General features: G+C 61.4%; 20 protein-coding genes. 9 read left to right on the forward strand and 11 right to left on the reverse strand.

Annotation, left to right across the window (positions count from 1 at the left end; translation table 11 throughout):
- Positions 1 to 69: 69 nt before the first annotated feature.
- The 7 genes from ABIE28_RS02260 to ABIE28_RS02290 form a co-directional block, all read right to left on the reverse strand.
- Positions 70 to 1,545 carry a mannitol dehydrogenase family protein gene (locus tag ABIE28_RS02260; protein WP_354059721.1) on the reverse strand — a complete coding sequence of 492 codons (1,476 nt, stop codon included), beginning with the start codon at positions 1,543 to 1,545 and terminating at the stop codon, positions 70 to 72.
- Positions 1,546 to 1,676: 131 nt separating this feature from the next.
- A complete protein-coding gene (locus ABIE28_RS02265) occupies positions 1,677 to 2,681 on the reverse strand; it encodes an ABC transporter ATP-binding protein (protein ID WP_354059722.1) in 1,005 nt (334 codons plus the stop codon).
- A gap of 175 nt (positions 2,682 to 2,856) precedes the next feature.
- On the reverse strand, positions 2,857 to 3,687 hold the full coding sequence (locus tag ABIE28_RS02270; RefSeq protein WP_354059723.1) for a carbohydrate ABC transporter permease: 831 nt from the start codon (positions 3,685 to 3,687) through the stop codon (positions 2,857 to 2,859).
- Positions 3,688 to 3,880: 193 nt separating this feature from the next.
- Positions 3,881 to 4,753 (reverse strand): carbohydrate ABC transporter permease, encoded by an 873-nt coding sequence (locus tag ABIE28_RS02275; protein ID WP_354059724.1) that lies wholly within the window; start codon positions 4,751 to 4,753, stop codon positions 3,881 to 3,883.
- Between the two features lie 208 nt (positions 4,754 to 4,961).
- On the reverse strand, positions 4,962 to 6,272 hold the full coding sequence (locus ABIE28_RS02280) for an ABC transporter substrate-binding protein (RefSeq protein WP_354059725.1): 1,311 nt from the start codon (positions 6,270 to 6,272) through the stop codon (positions 4,962 to 4,964).
- Positions 6,273 to 6,430: 158 nt separating this feature from the next.
- A complete protein-coding gene (locus ABIE28_RS02285) occupies positions 6,431 to 7,390 on the reverse strand; it encodes a sugar-binding transcriptional regulator (RefSeq protein WP_354059726.1) in 960 nt (319 codons plus the stop codon).
- A 66-nt stretch (positions 7,391 to 7,456) separates the two neighbouring features.
- A complete protein-coding gene (locus tag ABIE28_RS02290) occupies positions 7,457 to 8,230 on the reverse strand; it encodes a FadR/GntR family transcriptional regulator (protein ID WP_354059727.1) in 774 nt (257 codons plus the stop codon).
- Between the two features lie 446 nt (positions 8,231 to 8,676).
- Between ABIE28_RS02290 and chvE (ABIE28_RS02295) the strand changes: the two genes are divergently transcribed.
- From chvE (ABIE28_RS02295) to ABIE28_RS02315, 5 genes are all read left to right on the forward strand, one after another.
- Positions 8,677 to 9,753 carry a multiple monosaccharide ABC transporter substrate-binding protein gene (chvE, locus tag ABIE28_RS02295; RefSeq protein ID WP_354059729.1) on the forward strand — a complete coding sequence of 359 codons (1,077 nt, stop codon included), beginning with the start codon at positions 8,677 to 8,679 and terminating at the stop codon, positions 9,751 to 9,753.
- A 160-nt stretch (positions 9,754 to 9,913) separates the two neighbouring features.
- Entirely contained in the window at positions 9,914 to 10,987 is a 1,074-nt protein-coding gene (chvE, locus tag ABIE28_RS02300; protein WP_354059731.1) for a multiple monosaccharide ABC transporter substrate-binding protein, read from the forward strand.
- 107 nt (positions 10,988 to 11,094) lie between these two features.
- Positions 11,095 to 12,627: a multiple monosaccharide ABC transporter ATP-binding protein gene (mmsA, locus tag ABIE28_RS02305; protein ID WP_354059733.1), complete on the forward strand. Its 1,533-nt coding sequence runs from the start codon at positions 11,095 to 11,097 to the stop codon at positions 12,625 to 12,627.
- Entirely contained in the window at positions 12,624 to 13,901 is a 1,278-nt protein-coding gene (gene mmsB / locus ABIE28_RS02310) for a multiple monosaccharide ABC transporter permease (protein WP_354059735.1), read from the forward strand. The genes mmsA and mmsB overlap by 4 nt, the downstream gene beginning before the upstream one ends.
- Positions 13,902 to 14,005: 104 nt before the next feature.
- A complete protein-coding gene (locus ABIE28_RS02315) occupies positions 14,006 to 14,740 on the forward strand; it encodes a class I SAM-dependent DNA methyltransferase (RefSeq protein ID WP_354059737.1) in 735 nt (244 codons plus the stop codon).
- 9 nt (positions 14,741 to 14,749) lie between these two features.
- Here ABIE28_RS02315 and ABIE28_RS02320 read toward each other — a convergent pair whose 3' ends face one another.
- The gene (locus tag ABIE28_RS02320) at positions 14,750 to 15,439 is read right to left on the reverse strand and encodes a helix-turn-helix transcriptional regulator (RefSeq protein ID WP_354059738.1); all 690 of its coding nucleotides are present in this window, start codon (positions 15,437 to 15,439) and stop codon (positions 14,750 to 14,752) included.
- Between the two features lie 94 nt (positions 15,440 to 15,533).
- Here ABIE28_RS02320 and ABIE28_RS02325 point away from each other — a divergent pair, with 94 nt between their 5' ends.
- Positions 15,534 to 16,001 carry a RidA family protein gene (locus ABIE28_RS02325; RefSeq protein ID WP_354059740.1) on the forward strand — a complete coding sequence of 156 codons (468 nt, stop codon included), beginning with the start codon at positions 15,534 to 15,536 and terminating at the stop codon, positions 15,999 to 16,001.
- Positions 16,002 to 16,054: 53 nt separating this feature from the next.
- On the opposite strand, the gene ABIE28_RS02330 is transcribed toward ABIE28_RS02325, so the two are convergent.
- On the reverse strand, positions 16,055 to 16,930 hold the full coding sequence (locus ABIE28_RS02330; RefSeq protein WP_354059741.1) for an SDR family NAD(P)-dependent oxidoreductase: 876 nt from the start codon (positions 16,928 to 16,930) through the stop codon (positions 16,055 to 16,057).
- Between the two features lie 83 nt (positions 16,931 to 17,013).
- On the opposite strand from ABIE28_RS02330, the gene ABIE28_RS02335 reads away from it, so the two are divergent.
- Both ABIE28_RS02335 and ABIE28_RS02340 read left to right on the forward strand, forming a co-directional pair.
- Positions 17,014 to 17,697 (forward strand): TetR/AcrR family transcriptional regulator, encoded by a 684-nt coding sequence (locus tag ABIE28_RS02335; RefSeq protein WP_354059743.1) that lies wholly within the window; start codon positions 17,014 to 17,016, stop codon positions 17,695 to 17,697.
- 169 nt (positions 17,698 to 17,866) lie between these two features.
- Positions 17,867 to 19,237 (forward strand): MATE family efflux transporter, encoded by a 1,371-nt coding sequence (locus tag ABIE28_RS02340; protein ID WP_354059745.1) that lies wholly within the window; start codon positions 17,867 to 17,869, stop codon positions 19,235 to 19,237.
- Between the two features lie 45 nt (positions 19,238 to 19,282).
- Here the strand turns inward: ABIE28_RS02340 and ABIE28_RS02345 are convergent, their stop codons facing one another.
- The gene (locus ABIE28_RS02345) at positions 19,283 to 20,866 is read right to left on the reverse strand and encodes a Na+/H+ antiporter (RefSeq protein ID WP_354059747.1); all 1,584 of its coding nucleotides are present in this window, start codon (positions 20,864 to 20,866) and stop codon (positions 19,283 to 19,285) included.
- 245 nt (positions 20,867 to 21,111) lie between these two features.
- Between ABIE28_RS02345 and ABIE28_RS02350 the strand changes: the two genes are divergently transcribed.
- The gene (locus ABIE28_RS02350) at positions 21,112 to 22,152 is read left to right on the forward strand and encodes a porin (protein WP_354059749.1); all 1,041 of its coding nucleotides are present in this window, start codon (positions 21,112 to 21,114) and stop codon (positions 22,150 to 22,152) included.
- Positions 22,153 to 22,154: 2 nt separating this feature from the next.
- Here the strand turns inward: ABIE28_RS02350 and ABIE28_RS02355 are convergent, their stop codons facing one another.
- On the reverse strand, positions 22,155 to 22,586 hold the full coding sequence (locus tag ABIE28_RS02355) for a helix-turn-helix domain-containing protein (protein ID WP_354059751.1): 432 nt from the start codon (positions 22,584 to 22,586) through the stop codon (positions 22,155 to 22,157).
- Positions 22,587 to 22,632: the final 46 nt, after the last annotated feature.

Raw genomic sequence — 22,632 nt, forward strand, 5'->3', positions numbered from 1 at the left:
CCCACCCTTGATCCCTCCCCACAGGGGGGAGGGAGACGACTGGGAGATCTTTGGTCAGGTTGGCGGGCACTACAAGTTGTCCGCCAGGTAGCGTTCGAGGGTTGCTTTGGTGCCGAGGGACCAGAGGGTGGTGAGGGCGTGGGAGAAGGCGGCGACGAAGGCGGGCTGGTTGGCGAGGTCGCCATAAATGTCGGTCATGGCGAGCCAAGCCTTGGGATCGTCCTTGGCCAGCTTGGACTGGGCGGTGAGGCGATCCCAGTTCGGATCGTTGGGTTCGATGACAGCGCCTGAGTCGGTTGTGCCGTAGCAATAGCGACACCAAAGGGCACTCACGAGTGACAATCCGTTAACAGACTGTTGACGTTGAACCCTGTCCAAAGCGGATGGAATGATAAATTTGGGCTGCCGATTGGAGCCGTCCAGCGCCAAACGCCTGATGGTATCGCCGATTTTGGGGTTGGCGAAACGACGCTGGCAGAGCGCGTAGTAGTCGCCGAGGTCAGTATCGGGCACGGGCGGGACGACGGGGATAATTTCGTCCTGCTCGACCTTGGTGAGGAAGGCCGACACGAGTTCGTTTTCCATCGCTTCGTGAACGAAATGAATGTCGAGCAGACCTGCCGGATAGGCGATGGTGGCGTGGCCGCCATTGAGGATGCGGATCTTCATATGCTCGTAGGGGGCGACATCTTTGACGAACTGGACGCCGACCTTTTCGAGCGCCGGACGACCGGCGGGGAAATTGTCTTCGAGCACCCATTGTTTGAAGTTTTCGCAGAACACCGGCCAGGCGTCGTCGATGCCGAAATTGTCGGCGAGGAGCTTTTTCTCGCGGTCGGAGGTCGCGGGTGTGATGCGGTCGACCATGCCATTGGGGAAGGCGACGTGAGCCTCGACCCATTGGGCCAGCGCTAGATCGACCAGATTGGCGAGGCCGACGATGGCGTTTTGGGTGACGTGCCCATTGCCGGGAATGTTGTCGCAGCTCATCACGGTGAATGGCTGGATGGCAGCGGCACGGCGGGCGATGAGGCCGGCAAGGATCAGGCCGAACGTGGTTTTCGGTGCGCTGATATGGGCGGCGTCATATGCGATGTCGGGATGGGTCGGATCGAACTTCTGGCTGGCCGGATCGATGTAATAGCCGCCCTCGGTGATGGTCAGCGAGACGATGCGGATGGCTGGATCAGCGAGGCGCGCAATGATGGCAGTCGCCTGGCCGGGCTGGAGATAATCGATCATGGCGCCGGTGATGCGAGCAGCGCTGCTATCGGCTTCCTGCTCGACGACGGTTGTCAGCCAGTCCTGCGATTTGAGCTTCTGGCGCATGGCTTCGTCGGCATCGCGCACACCCGCGCCGACTAGCGCCCAATCGTGGTCGGAGCCCGTGGCGAACAGATCGTCTAGGTAGACGGCCTGATGGGCGCGGTGGAAATTGCCGACGCCGAAATGGACGATGCCGGCCGTGAGGGAGCCCCGGTCATAGGCGGGGGTGGCGGCGGTGGTGATGGCTGGCAGGGCGGCGGCTGAGAGTTTGGTGGTCATTGCTATTCAAGCCCCGGGTCATTCCCGCGAAAGCGGGAACCTCCGTTATTGGGAAACAGGGGTTCCCGCTTTCGCGGGAATGACCCGGTGGGTTGGGCAGTGGCGTCATAACGCCAACGCCGCTGGTCGTTTCAGATCGACAGGCCTGCCGCGTCGAAGCGGTAGATGCGGGACTGGTCGGGGGAGAGATAGACTTCGTCACCGTGGCTGAAAGTCTGGTCGCCGTCGGTGCGGATGGTCATGAGGCCCAGACCGTCGACATTGACGTGCAGGAACGTGTCGGAGCCGAGCAGTTCGGCGACACCGACATTGCCTTTCCAGGCGCCCGGGGTCGGGGTGGTCGAGATCTTGAAGTGCTCGGGGCGCACGCCGATGGAATGGGCGTTGTGCTTTGCCGCTTCCGGGCCATCGATGAAGTTCATCTTCGGGGAACCGATAAATCCGGCGACGAAGCGGTTGACCGGCTTGTTGTAAAGATCGAGCGGCGAGCCGAACTGTTCGACATTGCCGGCGTTGAGCACGACGATGCGGTTGGCCATGGTCATGGCTTCGACCTGATCGTGGGTGACGTAGATCATGGTCGTCTTGAGCTGCTGGTGCAGCTCGGTGATTTCGAGCCGCATGTTGACGCGCAGGGCGGCGTCGAGGTTGGACAAAGGTTCGTCGAACAGGAAGGCCTTGGGTTCGCGCACGATGGCGCGGCCGATGGCGACGCGCTGGCGCTGACCACCGGACAGGGCGCGCGGGCGACGGTCGAGATAGGAGCCGAGGTTGAGCGTTTCGGCGGCATAGGCAACCTTGCGGTCGATCTCTTCCTTGGGTGCCTTGGCCATCTTGAGCGGGAAGGCGATGTTGTCGCGCACGGTCATGTGCGGGTAGAGCGCGTAGCTCTGGAACACCATGGCCAGACCACGCCGGGCTGGCGGGGCCTTGGTCATGTCTTCGCCATCGAGCAGGATGGTGCCCGCGGTGGTGTCTTCGAGGCCGGCGATCAGGCGCAGCAGAGTGGACTTGCCGCAACCGGAGGGGCCGACGAAGACGACGAATTCACCGTCTTTGATGTCGAGCGAAATGTCCGGGATGATCTGGACCTCGCCGAAGGACTTCTTGACGTGTTGCAGGGTGATCGAACCCATTAGTTTAGTCCTCCGATGAGGTGTTTCGGAAATTGTGCCGTGGCGTGCTTGGACAGGCTTGGGATGCGGAGTGAGGTGGGCCTTGCCCACACACCACGTCCAGGGAAGTCCCCCTCACCCGCCCCGAGGGGGGCGACCTCTCCCCCAAAGGGAGAGGTGAAGAAAGAAGTGCCCATCATTTGACCGCTCCGAAGGTGAGGCCGCGGACGAGTTGCTTTTGGCTGAACCAGCCCATGAGCAGGATCGGCGCGATGGCGAGCAGGGATGCAGCCGATAGCTTGGCGAGGAACAGGCCCTGCGGACTTGAGAAGGACGAGATGAAGGCGGTCAGCGTGCCGGCGCGGCCCGAGGTCAGGGTGATGGTCCAGAAGGATTCGTTCCAGGCCAGGATGACGTTGAGCAGCAGGGTCGAGGCGATGCCCGGGATGGCCATCGGGATCAGGACGTGGACGATCTCGTTGTAGAGTTCGGCGCCATCCATGCGGGCGGCCTCAAGGATGTCGACGGGGATTTCCTTGAAGTAGGTGTACAGCATCCAGATGATGATCGGCAGGTTGATCAGCGTCATGATCATGGTCAAGCCGTGTACGGTGTCGAGCAGGCGCAGATCGCGGAAAATCAGGTAGATCGGGATCAGTACGCCGACGGCGGGCATCATCTTGGTGGAGAGCATCCACATCAACACGTCCTTGGTGCGCTTGGTGGGCGCAAAGGCCATGGCCCAGGCGGCAGGGATGCCGATGAGCAGGCCAAGCAAGGTCGAGCCGACAGAGACCAGGATCGAGTTGGTGGCGTGCTTGAAGTAATCCGAGCGGTCCTGCACGGCGCCAAAGTTTTCGAGCGTGAAGTTCTGCGGCAGGAAGGTCGGCGTGTTGGCGATGGCCTCGGCCTCGGTCTTGAAGGCGGTCAGGATCACCCAGAGGATAGGCGAGAACAGGATCAGCGCGATGGCCCAGGCGAGGATGGTGAAGCCAATGCGAGCGCGGACGGGGACGGTGCGTGCCATTTATTAGATCCTTCCACGAGGCAGAGGCGAAGCCTCACCTCTCCCTTTGGGGGAGAGGTCGGAGCGTAGCGACGGGTGAGGGGGCCTTGCCCACGCACTGAGTTCAGGGAAGGCCCCCTCACCCGCCCCAAGGGGGGCGACCTCTCCCCCAAAGGGAGAGGTGAAGAGGGGGGCGTAGTGCTTGTGGAGGAACTCAGGCATCAAGGTTCTTCCCCACTGCGCGCATCAGAAAGATTGCGACGATGTTGGCGATGATGACGGCGACCACGCCTCCGGCGGAGCCGGCGCCGATGTCGTTGGACAGGATGCCGGTGCGGAACACGAGGAAGGTGATGTTGGTGGAGGCAAAGCCTGGGCCGCCGCCGGTGGTGACGCGGATTTCAGCGAAAATGCCGAGCAGGAAGATGGTCTGGATCAGGATCACGATGGTGATCGAGCGGGCCAGGTGGGGCAGGATAATATAGTAGAAGCGGTTGATCGCATTGGCGCCATCCATCTCGGCGGCTTCGCGCTGCTCCTCGGAGAGCGACTGCATGGCCGTCAACAGGATCAGGGTGGCGAAGGGTAGCCACTGCCAGGCGACGATGACGATCACCGAAAACAGCGGATACTGATTGAACCAGTCAACCGGCTGCAGGCCAAAGGCCTTCCAGAGATGTCCAAGCATGCCGTAGCCGGGATGCATGAAGCCGTTCTTCCAGATCAGCGCCGCGACGGGGGGCATGACGAAGAAGGGCGAGATGACGATGATGCGCAGGATGCCCTGGCCCCAGATGGGCTGGTCGAGCAGCATGGCGAGCAGGGTGCCACCGATCACGGTGATGGCGAGAACGCCGCCGACCAGGATCAGGGTGTTGACCAGCGATTGGGTAAAGCTCGGGTCGCCGATGACGTAGATGTAGTTCGCCCAACCGGCGAAACCGGTCATCATCGGGTTGATCAGGCTGTAGTTCTGGAACGAGAACCAGAGGGTCATGACCAGCGGGACAATCATCCAGATCAACAGGAGGATGACGGCTGGTGCCATCATGACGCGTGAGAGCGTTCGGGTCTGTGCGGTGGCCATGTTTTCCTCAATCGAGCGCTACAGGCGGATCATCAGTAGGCCTCATCCTGAGCGTGCCGGAGGACGAGGCCATGGCAGGTGTCGTGCACCCGACCTCGTGGTTCGACAGGCTCACCATGAGGTCTCATGGTTGAGCAGAGGGGAAAAACCGCCCGGTCTCAAGAGGGGACCATCGACCGGGCGGGTTAAGTTCGTCTCGGGAGGAGACTTACTTGATGTAGCCAGCGCGGGTCATGTCACGCGTGGTGGATTCCTGGGCCTGGCTGAGGGCTTCGTCTGCCGTCATCTGCCCGGCAAGAGCTGCCGAAAAGAGCTGGCCGACATTGGTACCGATACCGGCAAATTCAGGGATCGCGACGAACTGCACGCCGGTATAGGGCACTGGCTTGACGGTTGGGTGCGATGGATCTGCCGAGTTGATGGAGTCGAGCGTCATCTTGGCGAATGGCGCAGCGGCCTGATAGTCGGCGTTTTCGTAGAGCGAAGTACGGGTGCCGGGAGGAACGTTGGCCCAGCCGTCAGCCGTGGCGACGGTGGTCAGGTAGTCCTTGTTGGTTGCCCAATTGATGAACTTTTCGGCAGCTTCCTTGTTCTGCGAAGAGTTTGGAATGGCCAGCGACCATGCCCAGAGCCAGTTGCCGCGCTTGCCCAGACCATTGTCGGGAGCCAGAGCGAAGCCGACCTGATCGGCAACGGTGGAGTCGTCCTTGTTGGTCACGAAGGAAGCGGCGACGGTCGCGTCGATCCACATGCCGCACTTGCCCTGCTGGAAGAGGGTCAGGTTTTCGTTGAAGCCGTTCGAGGAAGCACCGGCTGGGCCCGCGTCCTTCATCAGGCTGAGATAGGTGTCGAGGGTGTTCTTCCACTCTGGCTGATCGAACTGTGGCTTCCAGTTTTCATCGAACCAGCTGGCGCCGAAGGAGTTCGACATGGCGGTGAGGAATGCCATGTTTTCGCCCCAGCCGGCCTTGCCGCGGAGACAGATGCCGTTGATGTCGTTGGCGCGGTCGGTCATGGCGCGGGCGGCTTGACCGATAAATTCCCAGGTAGGGGCATCTGGCATGGTCAGGCCGGCTTTTTCCATCAGGTCCTTGCGGTACATGATGAAGGAGCTTTCGCCGTAAAATGGTGCTGCATAGAGCTTGTCTTCGAAGGACAGGCCAGCGCGGATCGGGGGCAGGATGTCGTTGACGTCATAGGCGGCGTCGGCAGTCAGGCCGTCGAGGGGAGACAGCCAGCCCTGCTTGGCCCAGATGGGGGCTTCGTAGGTGCCGATGGTCATCACGTCATATTGGCCGCCATTGGTGGCGATGTCGGTGGTGACGTTCTGGCGCAGGGTGTTTTCTTCGAGCACGACCCAGTTGAGTTCAATGCCGGTTGCCTTGGTGAATTCGCCGGACAGACCCTGCATGCGGACCATGTCGCCATTGTTCACCGTTGCAATGGTGAGCGTCTGCGCCGAAGCGGAGGCGACCAGCGCAAGGGAAAAGGCGCCCACGAGAATAGGTGTTAGTTTCATCGGTATTCCTCCCAGTAACCGAAGCGGGCAATTGCCTCGGTGATGAGCAAATACTCACTACTTATGCGTCGAAGTCAAGCGTCCTATGCGCTGAGCGCGTGATGTACGTGCGTCAGATCGAGGGTCGCTCAGGCTTTTATGATTTTTAGATCAGGGCTTTAGCCGAGATTGAGCAGGCCTTCTGCCGTCAGCTCGTCTGTTATCAAACCGTTAACGAGATGGCTGGTGAGCGCAGCGCGGATGCCTGGCAGTTTGCGTTTTCCCATGGCGATGGCGACGACCTGGGAGTGCTCGCCGGAGGGCAGGGTGGCCGAAGCGACGCGATCATTGGTGAGGCCTTCGATGAGCTTGCCATCGGCGCCAAAACTCCAGCCGCAGATCTCGCCGACAGCGCCGGCTTGCTGCAGGGCCTTGAGTTCGGTGTCGTTGATAAAGCCATCGAGATAGAGCGGCGCGTCGGGGCCGATATCGCCGATGCCGACGAAAGTGACATTGGCCTGGGCGGCGAGGGCCAGGGTGCCCCGAATCATGGGCTGGGCATGCAGCAATTCGCGTTCGCGGGGCGAGGAGGCAAACACCGGCAGCGGCATGGGGAAGCTGCGCGCCTTGACCGTGTCAGCGACGTTAAAAATAACGTTGTAATAGGCGGCGGAGCCATCGGGCGCGATATTGCCGGTGAGCGAGACCACCTTGTGGTGCGGGCATTCCATCGGCATCAGCTGTTCGACGGCGGCCTTGAGCGTACGGCCGGTGCCGATGGCCATGACGATCGGATCGGGGCGCTTCAGCCAGCGTTCGATTTCGGCGGCGGTGGCCTGAGCGACGCCAATGGTGCTGGATTGGCTCGATGGATCTGAGGGGACCACTTCGCACAGATCGAGCGCGAAGCGCGACTTGAGGCGGCTGGCCAGGTCCATGCAGCGGCCGATCGGGTGATCGAGGCGGACCTTGATCAGGCCTTCGCTGACCGAAAGCGACACAAGGCGCTGGGCGGACTGACGCGAGATGCCGAGCTTGGTGGCAATCTCTTCCTGCGTGTTACCGGCGACATAATACAGCCAGCCGGCGCGGGCTGCGTCGTCCAACCGATTGACCGATGTGTCTACTCTTTGCGCCATACATCCGCCCTTGAGTGTTTTGCGGAGTATTCTGCCATGCGCGCGCTCGTCGCAAGGCGTTTGTGATCAGTCGGCCTGAACGTGGCGCCGCGATAGCTGGGTGAGGGCGGCGCGAATGTCGCGCTCGGTGTCCTTGAGATGGATGCGCATGGCTTCGCCCGCGGCGCGTCCATTGCCGTCCTTGATGCAGTCGAGGATGCGCTGATGGGCGCCGATGGTGTCTTCGACCGTGTGGCCGCGCTGTTCATGACCGCGGCGGCTGATGAAGAACCCTTCGCGCAGCGGCTGGGCCATCGCCTCAAACAGAAAGCCGAGAACGCGGTTGCCGCTGGCCAGCGCAACGGCCTCGTGGAAGCCTACGTCATGGGTATGGAAACGCGATTCCTGGTCGTGGCTCATCTGTTCGCCGGATGCACCCAAAGCGTCGCGCATGCCCTGGAGTTCGCTCTCGATGGCGGCGATTCCAGCGCGTGTGGCGCGCTTGGCGGCGAGGGTTGCCGACTGCACTTCGAGCGACAGCCTGACCTCGATCAGATCGAAAAGCCCCTTGGCATCATGTCGGATGACTGAGGTGAGGAAGTCGGCGAAAATCTTGCCGTCCGGCTCGCGCACCACGGCTTTGCGACCACGCGCAATCACCAGCAGGCCACGCCCCTCAAGCAGCTTTACCGCCTCGCGAATGGTGAGCCGGCTGACGCCGTAGCGCGTCGCCAGATCAGCCTCGCTCGGCAGACTCAAGCCGGGCGCCAGTTCACTGAGAACCATGCGCGCCAGATCGTCCGCCACCGAGGTCGAGGCAGTTGGAATCTCGCTGCGCGCAGCATCGTTTAGGGTCGACACGTGTCCTCCAAGGTATCTGATACCTTTGCCATTTCCGCTATCGCTTTGCGATTCATTGGTACGGAGTTTTGCCATGGCGGGGGCAAGCTATCGGTAACAGAGCGTTCCTGCAATCGCCCTAAAACAAGCGGTATCATTAATATTCGAGAGTCGAAAAAAATAAGGGGGGCCCAGCAAACCCGCTTTACACTGGTATCTGATTATCCTAGTTTCCGGACCGTGGGCTTGGGAGGGCCCTGGCGGCAAAAGCCGTTGTGCAGGAGGACTTCATGAAAAGCAGAATGGCGGTTCACCTTCGGGTGCCAGCTGCGCTTGACCAGTCGCCGATGTGGACCAGGGATTGCACGCAATCCCTGCTTTCGGTGCGCGGTTTGCATGATGTTCAGGCTTCTCCCCTGACGACCATCCAAAGCTTCTGAACTCGAAAGACAAAAGGGAGTCGAGACGTGAAGATTTTCAATACGCTTGCTACCGTGCTGGCCGTTGGCGTAATGGCGCTGACAGCTTCCACCGCGGTCCACGCCCAGGATAAGGGCGCGATCGGTATCGCGATGCCAACCCAGTCGTCGCTGCGCTGGATCTCGGATGGCAACGAGCTCAAGACGGCTCTCGAAGCCAAGGGTTACTCTGTCGACCTGCAGTTCGCTGAAGACGACATTCCAAACCAGCTCGCCCAGATTGAAAACATGGTCACCAAGGGCGTCAAGGCTCTCGTGATCGGCTCGATCGACGGCACGACGCTGTCGGCTGTGCTGCAGCAGGCTGCTGACGCCGGCATCAAGGTTGTCGCTTATGACCGCCTGATCCGCGACACACCAAATGTTGACCTCTACACCACGTTCGACAACTTCCAGGTTGGCGTGCTGCAGGCCAGCTCCATCGTGAAGGGTCTCGAGGCACGCTTCCCCGACACCAAGCCATGGAACGTTGAACTGTTTGGCGGTTCGCCAGACGATAACAACGCGTTCTTCTTCTATGATGGCGCAATGTCCGTCATCCAGCCGCTGATCGACTCGGGCGCTGTCGTCATCAAGTCCGGCCAGCAGGGCATGGATACCGTTGGTACGCTGCGTTGGGACGGTGCTGTTGCACAGGCCCGCATGGACAACATCCTGTCCGCCAACTACTCGGACGGCTCGCGCGTCGATGGCGTTCTGTCGCCATATGACGGCCTGTCGCGCGGCATCATCTCGTCGCTCCGCGGCGTCGGCTACGGCTCGGCTGATCTGCCATGGCCGATCATCTCGGGCCAGGATGCCGAAGCACCATCCGTCAAGGCAATCATTGCCGGCGAACAGTACTCGACCATCTACAAGGACACGCGCGAACTGGCCAAGACCACTGCCGACCTCGTCGACACGCTGGTTTCGGGCGGCACGCCAGAAGGCCTCGACACCAAGACCTACGACAACGGTGTCAAGGTTGTGCCTTCGATCCTGCTGACTCCATACGAAGTCGACGCCACCAACTACCAGAAGCTGGTCATCGACTCCGGTTACCTCAAGGCTGAAGAAGTTCAGTAACTCATAGCTGAACAAACGGGCTCCGCGGAAACGCGGGGCCCTACCACGACGGCGGACAGGGGGTCCGCGCAACTCAATCAACAAACAAGTGCGCGCACGGCAATTTACGCAAATTGCGGGGAGCCAATGGATGCCGCACAACAGTGAGAGTGGAAAATAAATGAGCTTTTTGAAGACATTTGCCGCTGCTGCAGTCACCGGTGCGCTGGTGCTCGGTTCTGCCGGCCTCGCTTCTGCCCAGGACAAGGGCATCATCGGCATCGCCATGCCAGAGCAGACCACGCTGCGTTGGAACTCTGATGGCGCCGAGCTGAAGTCGGCTCTCGAAGCCAAGGGCTATACCGTTGATCTGCAGTATGCAGGCGACGACATCCCGAACCAGCTTGCCCAGATCGAAAACATGGTCACCAAGGGCTCCAAGGCCCTGATCATCGCGGCTCTCGACGGCACGACGCTGAGCGCGGCTCTCGAATCTGCCGGCGCTGCCGGGATCAAGGTCATCGCCTATGACCGCCTGATCCGCGACACACCAAATGTCGACTACTACACCACGTTCGACAACTTCCAGGTTGGCGTGCTGCAGGCAAACTCGATCCTCAAGGGTCTTGGCTATCCTGAAAAGACCGGCCCGTTCAACATCGAGCTGTTCGGCGGTTCGCCAGACGATAACAACGCATTCTTCTTCTATGACGGCGCCATGAGCGTGCTGCAGCCGCTGATCGACAAGGGTGACCTGGTCGTCAAGTCGGGCCAGCTGGGCATGGACAAGGTCGGTACGCTCCGTTGGGATGGTGCAACTGCACAGGCCCGCATGGACAACCTGCTCTCGGCCAACTACTCGGACGGCAGCCACGTTGATGCCGTGCTGGCGCCAAACGATGGCGTGGCGCGCGGTATCCTGAGCTCGCTCAAGGGCATCGGCTACGGTTCGGGCGGTCTGGCTTACCCAATCATCTCGGGCCAGGACGCTGAAATCCCATCGATCAAGGCGATCATTGCCGGCGAGCAGTACTCGACCGTCTACAAGGACACCCGTGAACTGGCCCGCGTGACTGCCGATCTGGTTGACACCGTGCTGGCTGGCGGCACCCCAGAAGGTCTCGACAACAAGACCTACAACAACGGCATCAAGGTCGTTCCTTCGCTGCTGCTGACTCCATACGAAGTCGATGCCAACAACTACAAGGAACTGGTTGTTGACTCGGGTTACATCTCTGCAGACGATCTGAAGTAATTTCTGATCGAGCACGGGCCTCGCAGACATGCGGGGCCCACGGCCATCCAGCCGGTTGATTTCACGGTACACTCGGCAGTGAAAGCGCCCATAAAGGCGAGTACAGCATGACCAACACCATTCTGGAGATGCGCGGCATCACCAAGACTTTCCCCGGTGTCAAAGCCCTTTCGGACGTGAACCTGACGGTTCGCGAGGCCGAAATTCACGCTATTGTGGGTGAGAACGGCGCCGGCAAATCCACCTTGATGAAAGTGTTGAGCGGGGTTTATCCCGCTGGCTCTTATGATGGGCAGATCATCTACAAGGGCGAAGAACAGCACTTCAAATCCATTCGCGACAGCGAGCACAAGGGCATCGTGATCATCCATCAGGAGCTGGCTCTGGTGCCGCTCCTGTCGATCGCGGAGAACATTTTTCTCGGCAACGAACAGGCCAAGGGTGGCGTGATCGACTGGGATGAAACCCGCGACGGCGCGCGCAAGCTGCTGGGCATGGTTGGCCTGACCGAAGACCCCGATACGCTGGTGACCAACATTGGCGTCGGCAAGCAGCAGCTGGTGGAAATCGCCAAGGCGCTGAGCAAGTCGGTGCAGCTGCTCATTCTCGATGAGCCCACGGCCAGCCTCTCCGAAAAGGACAGTGCGGCGCTGCTCGAACTGCTGATGGAATTCCGCAAGCAGGGCATTACCTCGATCCTGATCAGCCACAAGCTGAACGAGATTTCCAAGGTAGCCGACCGCATCACGGTGATCCGTGACGGGCGCAGCATCGAGACGCTGAACAAGGAAGATATTTCCGAAGACCGCATCATCACGCTGATGGTGGGCCGGTCGCTGGACGATCGCTATCCACCCCGCACGCCAAAGATCGGCGAAGTGGTGTTTGAGGTGAAGAACTGGAACGTGTTCCACCCGCAGCACCGCGAACGGCAGGTGATCAACAACGTCAACATCAACATCCGTCAGGGTGAAGTGGTTGGCATTGCCGGGCTGATGGGGTCGGGGCGTACCGAGTTCGCGATGAGCGTGTTCGGCAAGTCCTATGGCCAGAAAATCAGCGGCGAAGTCTATGTGCACGGCAAAAAGGTCGACACGTCGAACGTGCGGCGCGCGGTGGATCAGGGGCTGGCTTATGCCACCGAAGATCGCAAGACTTATGGTCTGAACCTGATCGACCACATCAAGCACAACACGACCATTGCCAACCTTGCCGGTATTTCCAAGGTTGGGGTGATCGACGATCTGCACGAAATGGACGTCGCCAACGAGTATCGCAAGAAAACCAATATCCGCTCGTCGAGCGTCTATCAGGTGACGGGCAATCTCAGCGGCGGCAACCAGCAGAAGGTGGTGCTCAGCAAGTGGCTGTTCTCCAATCCGGACGTGCTGATCCTGGATGAACCGACGCGCGGTATCGACGTTGGCGCCAAGTACGAAATCTACACCATCATCAATCAGCTCGCGGCTCAGGGCAAAGCAGTGCTCGTCATTTCCTCGGAAATGCCGGAACTGCTGGGCATCACCGACCGCGTTTACGTAATGAACGAAGGCCGCATCGTGGGCGAAATGCCGACCAGCGAAGCGAGCCAGGAAAAGATCATGCGCGCCATTGTTCGCGCTGAAGGGAAGGCATCATGACCATAGAAACAGCCCCGTCGGGCACGACTGCCGGCGAGCCGGTCAAGGTCCAGGAACTCAGTGTCTGGGGCGCGCTCAAGGCCAATATGCGGGACTATGGCCTGCTGCTGGCGCTGATCCTGATCATGCTGTTTTTCCAGTATTTTACAGCCGGCGTGCTGTTCAAGCCGGTGAACCTGACCAATATCATCCTGCAGAACAGCTACATCATCGTGATGGCGCTGGGCATGCTGCTGGTGATTGTCGCCGGCCATATCGATCTGTCCGTCGGCTCGGTCTCCGGGTTCGTCGGCGCTCTGGCCGCCATGTTGATGGTGGGCTGGCGCTTCCCGCCCGAGCTGGCGTTCCTCGCCAACCCGTTTGTCGCCGGTGCGATCTGCATCGTGGTCGGCGCCATTATCGGGGCGGCACAGGGATACCTGATCGCCTATCACAAGATCCCGTCCTTCATCGTGACGCTGGCCGGCATGCTGATCTTCAAGGGTCTGTCGCTGGCCATTCTCGCCGGTAAGTCGGTTGGTCCATTCCCGGCTGAATTCCAGCTGCTGTCGGCAGGCTTTATCCCCGACGTGATCGGGCCGACGACGCTGGTTGCGGCCAGCGATGGCGTACAGCCAATCGTGCTGCACACTACGACCATGGTCATCGCCATCGTCGCGATTGTCGCCATGGTGTTCATGTCGATCCGTGGTCGCGCCCGCCGCAAGGCACGCGGTTACGAGAGCGAGCCGTTTGGCCTGTTCGTCGCCAAGAACGTGGTGATCGCGGCACTCGTGCTGTTCTTCTGCTACATGCTGGCATCCTATCGCGGCCTGCCAAACGTGCTGGTCGTGATGGGCATCCTGATCGCGCTCTTTGTGTTCATCACCAAGCGCATGACCTTTGGTCGCCGCATCTATGCTCTGGGCGGTAACCTCAAGGCGGCAGCGCTGTCGGGGATCAAGACAGAACGCATGACGTTTTACGTCTTCGCCATCATGGGCGCGCTGGCCGCTTTGGCCGGCATGATCTATGCGGCTCGCCTCAACTCGGCGACGCCAAAGGCTGGTCAGGGTCTCGAACTCGACGTGATCGCGGCCGTGTTCATCGGCGGTGCCTCGGCACTGGGCGGCGTGGGCGCGGTGGCGGGTGCCGTGATCGGCGCGTTCATCATGGGTGTGATGAACAACGGCATGTCGATCATGGGCGTCAACATCGATTGGCAGCAGATGATCAAGGGCGTGGTGCTGCTGGCAGCTGTGTTCTTCGATCTCTACAACAAGAACCGCGGATAATTTTCGCCGGTTTGAATGACAAAGCCGCCGGGGTGACCCGGCGGCTTTTTTGTTTTGGGGCGGTGACATTCGACAGTCGCCGGGCGCGCGGATAGGCTGTCGGGATGGAACACAAAGACATCTGGGATACCAAGGCCGCCGAAAGCTATGACACGCCGGGCACCGGCATGTTTGCGCCGGAGGTGCTGGGACCGATGGTGGATCGGCTGGCGGAACTGGCCGGGTCGGGGCGGGCACTCGAACTTGCCATTGGCACGGGCCGGGTCGCGGTGCCGCTGAGCGAGCGCGGCGTGCCGGTGGCGGGGGTCGAGATTGCGCCGCCGATGGTCGTGCAATTGCGGACACGGGCGGACGAAGCGACGATCCCGGTGGTTATCGGCGATATGACCAGTGCGCGTGTTGCGGGCGAATTCTCGCTGGTGTTTCTGGTGTTCAACGGCATTTCCAATGTGCTGACGCAGGGCGAGCAGATTGACTGTTTCCGCAATGCGGCGCGGCATCTGACACCGGGCGGGCGATTTGTCGTGGAACTTTGGGTGCCGGAACTGCCCAAGGTTTTGCCGGCGCCGCAGGCCATGGTGGGGCGCATGGAGAACGGGTACATGATGGTCGATACGTTCGATGTGGTCGCCCAGCATGTCACATCGCATCACTTCCGGTTTGGCGATGGCGAGGCGGCGACGCTGTTCCGTTCGCCGCACCGCTATGTCTGGCCATCCGAACTGGACTTGATGGGGCAGTTGGCCGGGTTTGACCTGGAAAGCCGACACGCGGACTGGAGTGGGGCGACGTTTACCGCTGCGTCGACCTCGCATGTCTCGGTCTATCGGCTGAAGTAGCGACGGGGCTCAGGACTGGGTGCAGTCGTTTTCCATCAGGGCGTCGAGCATGGCGCCGTTGCCGGTGTCGAAGCGCTGACCGGTGGCCCAGGGGCTTGTGATGCGGTCGGTGCGGAAGAAGCGGTAGGCGGAGCGCAGTTCGCACCAGCTGCCCAACAAGGTGACGTTGGAGAAAAACAGCAAAGCCAGCGGCCAGACGACGCGCTCGGTGACCGCGCCGGAGGTGTTGGCATAGCCGATGGCGAGTTTTGTGCGTTCGCGCACGGCGCGGCGGAGCACCGGCATATGTTGGCCGAAGGCGGCTTCGTCGTCCGTGCGAGATGGCACGAGGAGAGCCGAGCGTTCCATCACCGTGGCCAGCGGCGGCGGCAGGACGGCGGCGACCTTGGCAAGAACATCGTCGGCGGCCCGGGCGAGACCGGCATCGCCCCGGTCGCGGGCCAGGCGGGCGCCGAGCACGATGGCTTCGACTTCTTCGACGGTAAACATCAGCGGCGGCAGATCGTAGCCGGGGCGCAGGACATAGCCCACCCCGGCCTCGCCTTCGATGGGAACGAGGCCGGCCTGCAGGTCGAGCATGTCGCGATAGATGGTGCGGCGCGACACTTCGAGTTCATCGGCCAGCGCCTGTGCGGTGACCGGGCCGCGATGGCGGCGCAGCGCCTGAACGATTTGCAGGAGGCGGTCGGCCCGACGCATCGCTTTTTCTCCCTATCGCCAAACGCTGCTGACACCATGGTGGCCACAGCATCTTGCTAGCCTCAGAGCATAAAGCAGCGACAGGAAAAAGCTCATGTCACGTGCATTGAGGCATCTTATCAAAGGACTGATCATCATGACCATCGCAAGCAGCGCAGCATCGGCCAATGAGCTAAACATCAATCCGCCGGGGCTGTTTGACCCGACCGCGTTTGGCTATAGCCAGGTGGTGATCGCACCGGGCGGCAGCCGGATTGCCTATATTTCGGGGCAGGGCGGAGCGGGCAGCGATCGGGTGCTATCGCCCGACTTTGCGACACAGGTGGCGCAGGCCTATGCCAATCTGGGAGTGGCGCTCGATGGGGTCGGGGCGAAGCCCAACCAGGTGATCAAGCTGACGGTCTATGTGGTGGATCATGATCCATCCAAGCTGGGCGTGCTTACCGAACAGGTGGTCAAAATGTTTGGCGCGGCGCTGCCGGCGCAGACGCTGGTGCCGGTGCCGCGACTGGCGCTGGACGGGATGTTGTTTGAAGTCGACGCCGTGGTCGTCGTCGAATAATCGATAGCGCAAAGCCGTCGGGGTGACCGGCGGCTTTGGTGTTTTGTGAGATACTACTTTGCAGCTGCATCGGCAGGGAATGGCTGCGGGAAAGGCTGGTTGGTGTCGGCGGATTTGCTGACACCAGCCCAGGTTTCCAGCTCGGCGAGTTGGCCGTTGGAATAGGCGCGCGACATATCGACGGCGTTGACGCCCAGCAGCAGGTGCGATGGCAGAGTATCGCGCTTGACGACATTGACGATGATTTCGGCGCCACGCGCCGGATCGCCGGCAGCGACGACGTTGCTGGAGCTAAAGAGTTTGACGAGAGCGCCGACAGTGTCCTCGTAGCCGGGGGTGACGGGTTCGATCTTCATCGAGGAGCCGGCCCAGTCGGTGGCAAAGCCGCTTGGCTCGATGACCAGAACCTTGATACCGAAAGGCGCGGTTTCGACCGCTAGAACGCGGCTGAAACCATCGACCGCGAATTTGGCAGCCTGATAGGCGCCAATGCCCGGATTGCCGCCGACGCGGCCACCGACCGAGGAAAACTGAACGATGGTGCCGTGGCCCTGCTTGCGCATGGCGGTGACGGCGGCCCTGGAGACGTTGTAGACGCCCCAGAAATTGGTTTCGAACTGCGCGCGGAAATCAGCTTCGGGGCCGGTTTCAATCGGGAAGACGTTGGCGTAGCCGGCATTGTTGACGACGACATCAACGCGGCCGAAGCGCGTGACGGCGGCCTCAATGGCGTGCTGCGCGGCGGCGGCATCGGTGACGTCGAGCGCGACGGGCAGGATGCGGTCGCCATATTGCTCAACCAGGTCGGCGAGTTGTTCGGGCCGCCGCGCGGTGGCGACCACGAAATCGCCCGCCGCAAGGGCGGAGCGAACGAGTTCACGGCCGAAACCGCGAGAAGAACCAGTGATAAACCAAACCTGCTGTGCCATCTTTGCCAAGTCCAATGCGTTAAGATATCAATTAACGATACGGCGTTTTATTAATACCGCAACACTGTTTTGTAAAGTCGATAATGCCTCCATCCGAATTCCAGCGTGCGCGCAGCGCCGAAGCCAAGCAGGTGCGCGAAGACGCGATCCTTGACGCGGCGCGGGCGCTTGGCGCCGAACGCGGCGTGCGCACCATCACGCTCACCGATGTGGCCGAGGCGGTGGGCATGCATAAATCGGCGCTGTTGCGCTATTTCGAAACGCGCGAGCAGATTTTCCTGATGCTGACGGCAGAGGGCTGGCGGGACTGGTCGGTGCGGCTGCAGCAGGGCCTGGCCGCGTTGGAGCGGCCCAGTGTCGAGCAGGTTGCGGCGCTGCTGGCCGAGACGCTGCTGGAGCGGCCGCTTTTTTGCGATCTGCTGGCGCAGGCGCCGCTTAATCTGGAACGCAATGTGTCGATCGAGGCTGTGCGGGCGTTCAAGACGATTGCGCTGGGCGAGGTGCATGCCATCGGGGACGCGTTGGCGGCTGCGCTGGGCCTGACCGAGCGGCAGGGGCTCGATACGGTGGCGACGGCAACCTCGATGGCGGGGGCGCTGTGGCAGATGGCAACGCCGGGTCCGGACGTGCAGGCGCTGTTTCGCCGCGAGCCGCAATTTGCCCATGCGCTGGTCGAGGTGACCCCGCAACTGTCGAGGATCCTCGTCGCGATGCTGACCGGGTTTCGGGCGGGCAATGGGCTTGACGGCAAAACGGGCCAGGCTTAAGGAGCGTATCCGGTTTACAGGGAACCGGCCGCTCGCATGGCGTTTTCGCCCGTGGTGAAGTCCCTGTCCTGAGATTGAGCTTATCGCCATTTCCCCCCGGGGCAGTTGGAGCGATGGCAGTGCGAGCGCCCATCATCATCTTCCGACGTGCCCGCAATGGGAGACTTTGATGAGTGACCAATCGTCGTCGGCGAGCGCGCCGACCAATACATTCCTACGCGGATCGATCCGATCCGTTTTCATCCGCACCAGCCTGCCGATCATCCTCGTGACCATGGTCAGCGGGTTGCTGACTGTCGTTGACGCCATGTTGCTGGGTGCCTTTGTGGGCGCCGATGCGCTGAGCGCGGTGACGCTGGTGTTTCCGATCTCGATGTTGCTGGTGGCGCTCACCACCATGGTCGGCATTGGCATGGCCAGCCTATTGGGCCGGCAGATCGGAGCGCGTGACATGGGCGCGGCGCGACAGACCCTCGCCTCGGCACAAGGGTTGGCCGTGGCCATCGCCGTGGCCTCGATGGTCGTGTTCTTTGGCTTTGGCAGCCACGTGGTCAGCGGGCTGGCGGGCGGCAACGTCCATCTCGGAGAGATGGGCTGGACGTTCCTCGCCATCTCGTTTGCCACAGCGCCGTTCGCCTTCCTGTTATCGGTGCAGGCCGATGCCTTGCGCAGCGAAGGGCGCGTGGCCTTCATGGCCATTGCCGGCATCGTGGTGACGCTGGCCAATATCGGGTTCAACGCCTTGCTGATCGGCGTGTTCGATTTTGGCGTGGCGGGATCGGCCTGGGGCACGGCACTGGCGCAGGCGCTCGGGCTGGGCGTGGTTGTGGTCTATCGGCTGGGCGGCAAGGCCGTGTTGCCAATGGTCGGGGTGCGCTACGACCGGGCCTGGGGCGAAATGCTTGCCCTTGGTGCGCCGCGAAGCCTCAACTTCATCGGCATTGCCCTGAGCTCTGCTGCGGTGTTGTTCACGCTGCAGCGGCTGGACCTGTCTGACCCCGACGTGACCATCGCCGCCTATGGCGTGGTGATGCGCCTGATGACGTTCGTGTTCCTGCCTTTGATGGGCATGAGCCTGGCACTGCAGGCCATCGTCGGCAATACGGTGGGGGCGGGGCAGGTGGAGCGGGCGCGGCAGACACTGCGCCTGGCTCTGGGTGTGAGCGTTGGCTATGGGCTGCTGGTGCAGCTCGTGCTGATCGGTGGACGCGACATGCTGGGCGGGCTGTTTGTGCCCGATGCCCTGGTTGGGGCAGAGGTGGCGCGGATCATGCCGCTTTATCTCGCGGCCTATTTCGCCTTCGGTCCGGTGATGATGTTTGCCAGCTATGCGCAGGCCACCGGCAAGGTGCGGCAGGCCGCGATCCTGTCGCTGGGCCGTGCCTATCTGTTCGGCATTCCGCTGACGCTGCTGCTGCCCCTGATCTGGGGCGAAACCGGCGTCTGGGCCGCGGCGCCCGTGGCCGATATGTTGATGCTCGCGCTCACCGGTTTGATCTGGTGGCGCGCGAGCATAGCGCCGAAGGTCGCTCCAGCCTGAGAGCGAAAGGCGCTGGCCTCGGAAGGGGCCAGCACATCCTATCGACTAAATGATGCGGGCAGAGGCGGCGGTGAGTTCTTGCAGGTCCAGGTCGCGTTCGAGGCTGTGGAGGGATTCGTTGCTGATGTCGCCGGCGCGGTGCAGGCGGATGAGCTCAGCGCGGCCGGCGGCGATGGCGGTGACGACCAGATCGAAATGGGCATTGATGCCGTCGGCCATGTCCTGCGTGCGTTCCTGCTGCTCTCCGCCCTGTTTGGCGCGGCGGCTATAGCGTTCGAGCAGCATGGGGTGGATCAGCGTGCCGTCCGGTCCATAGGCATTGGCCTCCACGGCGGCGAACTGGGCCTGGGCGATGGCGCGTTCGGCGCCGAGGCGATTGAGGCGCGGCGGTGGATCGCGGTCTTCCAACTTGGCCAGCTTGATGATGAAACCAAGGCTGGTGCCTTGCACCAGCACCGTCACCAGAATGACGGCAAAGGCGATGACCAGCATGAGGTCTCGGCCGGGCATGTGTTGCGGCAGGGTGAGCGCGACGGCGAGCGTAACCACCCCGCGCATGCCGGCCCAACTGAGCACGCCGGCGGCGCGCGGTTCGAGCGGTTCTTCCTTGGACAGGCCGATCTTTTTGAGCAGAGCGATGATGAGGTTGCTGCCATAGACCCAGGCGAAACGGGCGACGATGACTGCGGCGACAACGCCTAGGACCGGCACGGTCATGGTGGCGACCACGACATCGATGCCGCCAACGCGGTCGAGCACGCCGCGCAGCGAAAAGCCGATCAGCACGAAAACCATGGCCTCGAAGACGAAGATGATCAGGGTCCAGAGTTCGAGCTCGCGATTGCGGACCTGAGCGCTGATAACGCCATGCTGGAACCAGCTATAAACGAGGCCGAAGGTGACGGTGGAGATGACGCCGGACACCTGCACGGCTTCGCCCGCAAGATAGGCGGCCCAGCACATCATGGTGGTGGTGATGACGATCAATGTGCTGTCGCGCAGCTTGTGAATGAGCAGCAGGCAGAGCGCGCCAATGGCGCAGCCGACCGCGATGCCGCCAAAGGACAGAATGGCGAAGCTGAAACTGGCCTGCCAGGCATCGAAAGCACTGGTAAGCGTGGCGACAACGGCAAAGCGGAACAGCACCAGACCGGTCGCGTCATTGATCAGGGACTCGCCTTCGAGCAGGGTGGTGAGGCGGCGGGGCAGGTGGACGCGCTGCAGCACGGCACGGGCCGAGACCGCATCGGGCGGCGAGACAATGGCGCCGAGGGCAAAGCAGGCGGCCCAAGGCAAAGCGGGCACCAGCAAATGCAGCACAAGGCCCACCACCAGCGTCGTGAAAATCACCGCGCCGATGGCAAGCGACAGGATGCCGATGATGTGGCGGCGAAACAGCGTGAGAGCGGTGGAATAGGCACTGGCCATCAGCAGCGGCGGCAGGAACAGCACCAGCGCCAGTTCCGGGTCGAGCTCGAAAATGGGCAGGCCCGGGATGAAGGCCAGTGCACCGCCGCCGACAAGCAGGGCAACCGCCGGCGGCAGGCGCAGTCGCTCCGCCGCCCAATGCAGCAACAGGATTGCGGCGAGGAGGGCAAATATCAGCTCAAATATTTGGACGGGATGCATTCGTCGCCTGCTTGTGCTGTCCGAGTCTGGCAGCGTGACTTCTATCAATGCAGCGTAGAAGCAACTTTGGAAAGATCAACAATAACTGCGCGAGGGTCGGTGCAGCATTTGTGATCGTCTGGGCCTTGCGACGGGGGCGAAAGCCCTGGCTGCGGCGGTTGTGACATTTCCCAATTGTGGCGAAATCTGGGCTTGTCGACCATAACTGACGGGCGCTAGATGGGGCCAATCTGGGGGCTAGTGATTTGACGAAGATTCTGACAACGACCGGGCTTACTGCGCTGTCTCTTACCCTTCTGATGGGGGCGGCCTTCGCGCAGGATCTTACGCCCAAGGCGGCTGAACCAAAGGCTGAGGCGCAAGAGCTGCCCACCTACAAGCCGATCACGCTGACGATCGACAACTACGTGGTCTTCGACAACAAGGGCAATGCGCTCAGCACCCACGAGCTCGATATCGTGATCGAGGGGCAGCTTGGTGACTGGCTGCTGGGCGTCGATGCGTGGGGCGGTCTGATCCACGACTACGATGCCAATTCTCATACAATCGAACAGCCTGGCATCGAGTTTTACGGGATCAACGATGCTGTTGGCGAAATCCATCTTTGGGATGCCGACGCAGCATTGAGCAATGCCTGCATTCAACCAACAGGTGGCACAAGCCATTTTGGCACCGAGGACTATCTGACCTTTGGCACCTGCGGTGGCTATGGTGGCAAGACCATTCTTTATGTGACGCCTGAGTTCAACGGCTTTGGCGTACAGCTATCTGCCTCGCGCGATCTGACGGACCAGACCGTCAATGGTGAAGTCGATGGCTCGGCCTCGGCGGCCCTGACCTATGCTGCAACCACCGAAGGCGGAATCGACATCGCTGCCAGCTTTGGCGTCGATGCGGCGCTGAGCGTCAATGGCGGCTTGCCGTCCGGCCAGAACCTGCCCGTGACTGTTCAAGCCGGCGTTAATGTCGGCTGGGAAGACTGGATTTTCGGCGCTGCTGCACAATACGAGTTCGCCTCGCTGAACGGCGGTGACGGCTGGGGTGCCGGTATCGGCGTTTCCAAGCTGATCACCGACGAATTCGTGGTGATGGCCGAACTGTCGGGCGATGGTTACGACCTTGCGGGCGTGAGCTATCGGGAAACCAGCATTGGTGTGAACGCTGAGTACCAGATCCTGCCCAACACGTTCATCGACGCGGCCGTCAGCCTCATTCATCGTACCGGCAGCGACGGCACGGACGAATTCGGCACGGTGTTTGGCGCGGGCCTGTCGCTCGTCTTCTAAGACTATTGCCTGTTCGGTGGCTGCTTTTTGGTGCGTCTGGCTTTTGGCTTGACCGCACCATCGAGCAGCCGCCGAAAGGTGGGGCATTCCATGTGCGACGGGGCCGAGCAATCGGCGATGTGGCGCAGGGTGTCGCTCAGCTTGGTCAGTTCCACGATCTGATTATCGAGGTCGTCGGCCTTGCTGCGCAGGACATCGCGCGGCAGGTCGGACGTGCCTTTCTTGCCGACCATGCCGGCGATTTCTTCGAGCGAGAAACCGGCCGATTTTCCCAGCGCGATGAACTTGAGCTGCACCAGAACGTCGGACGAAAACTGACGGCGCAGGCCATGCCGCGCGGCGGCCGATATCAGGCCGATTTCTTCATAATAGCGCAGCGCGGAAGGGGACAGTCCCGTCCGCTGCGTGACTTCGCCGATATCGAGAAAACTCATGCTTGACCTCAAGTTGACTTGAACTTGTACACTGCCTTGCATCACG

Source organism: Devosia sp. 2618, assembly GCF_040546815.1.
In the GTDB taxonomy this organism is placed as follows: Bacteria; Pseudomonadota; Alphaproteobacteria; order Rhizobiales; family Devosiaceae; genus Devosia.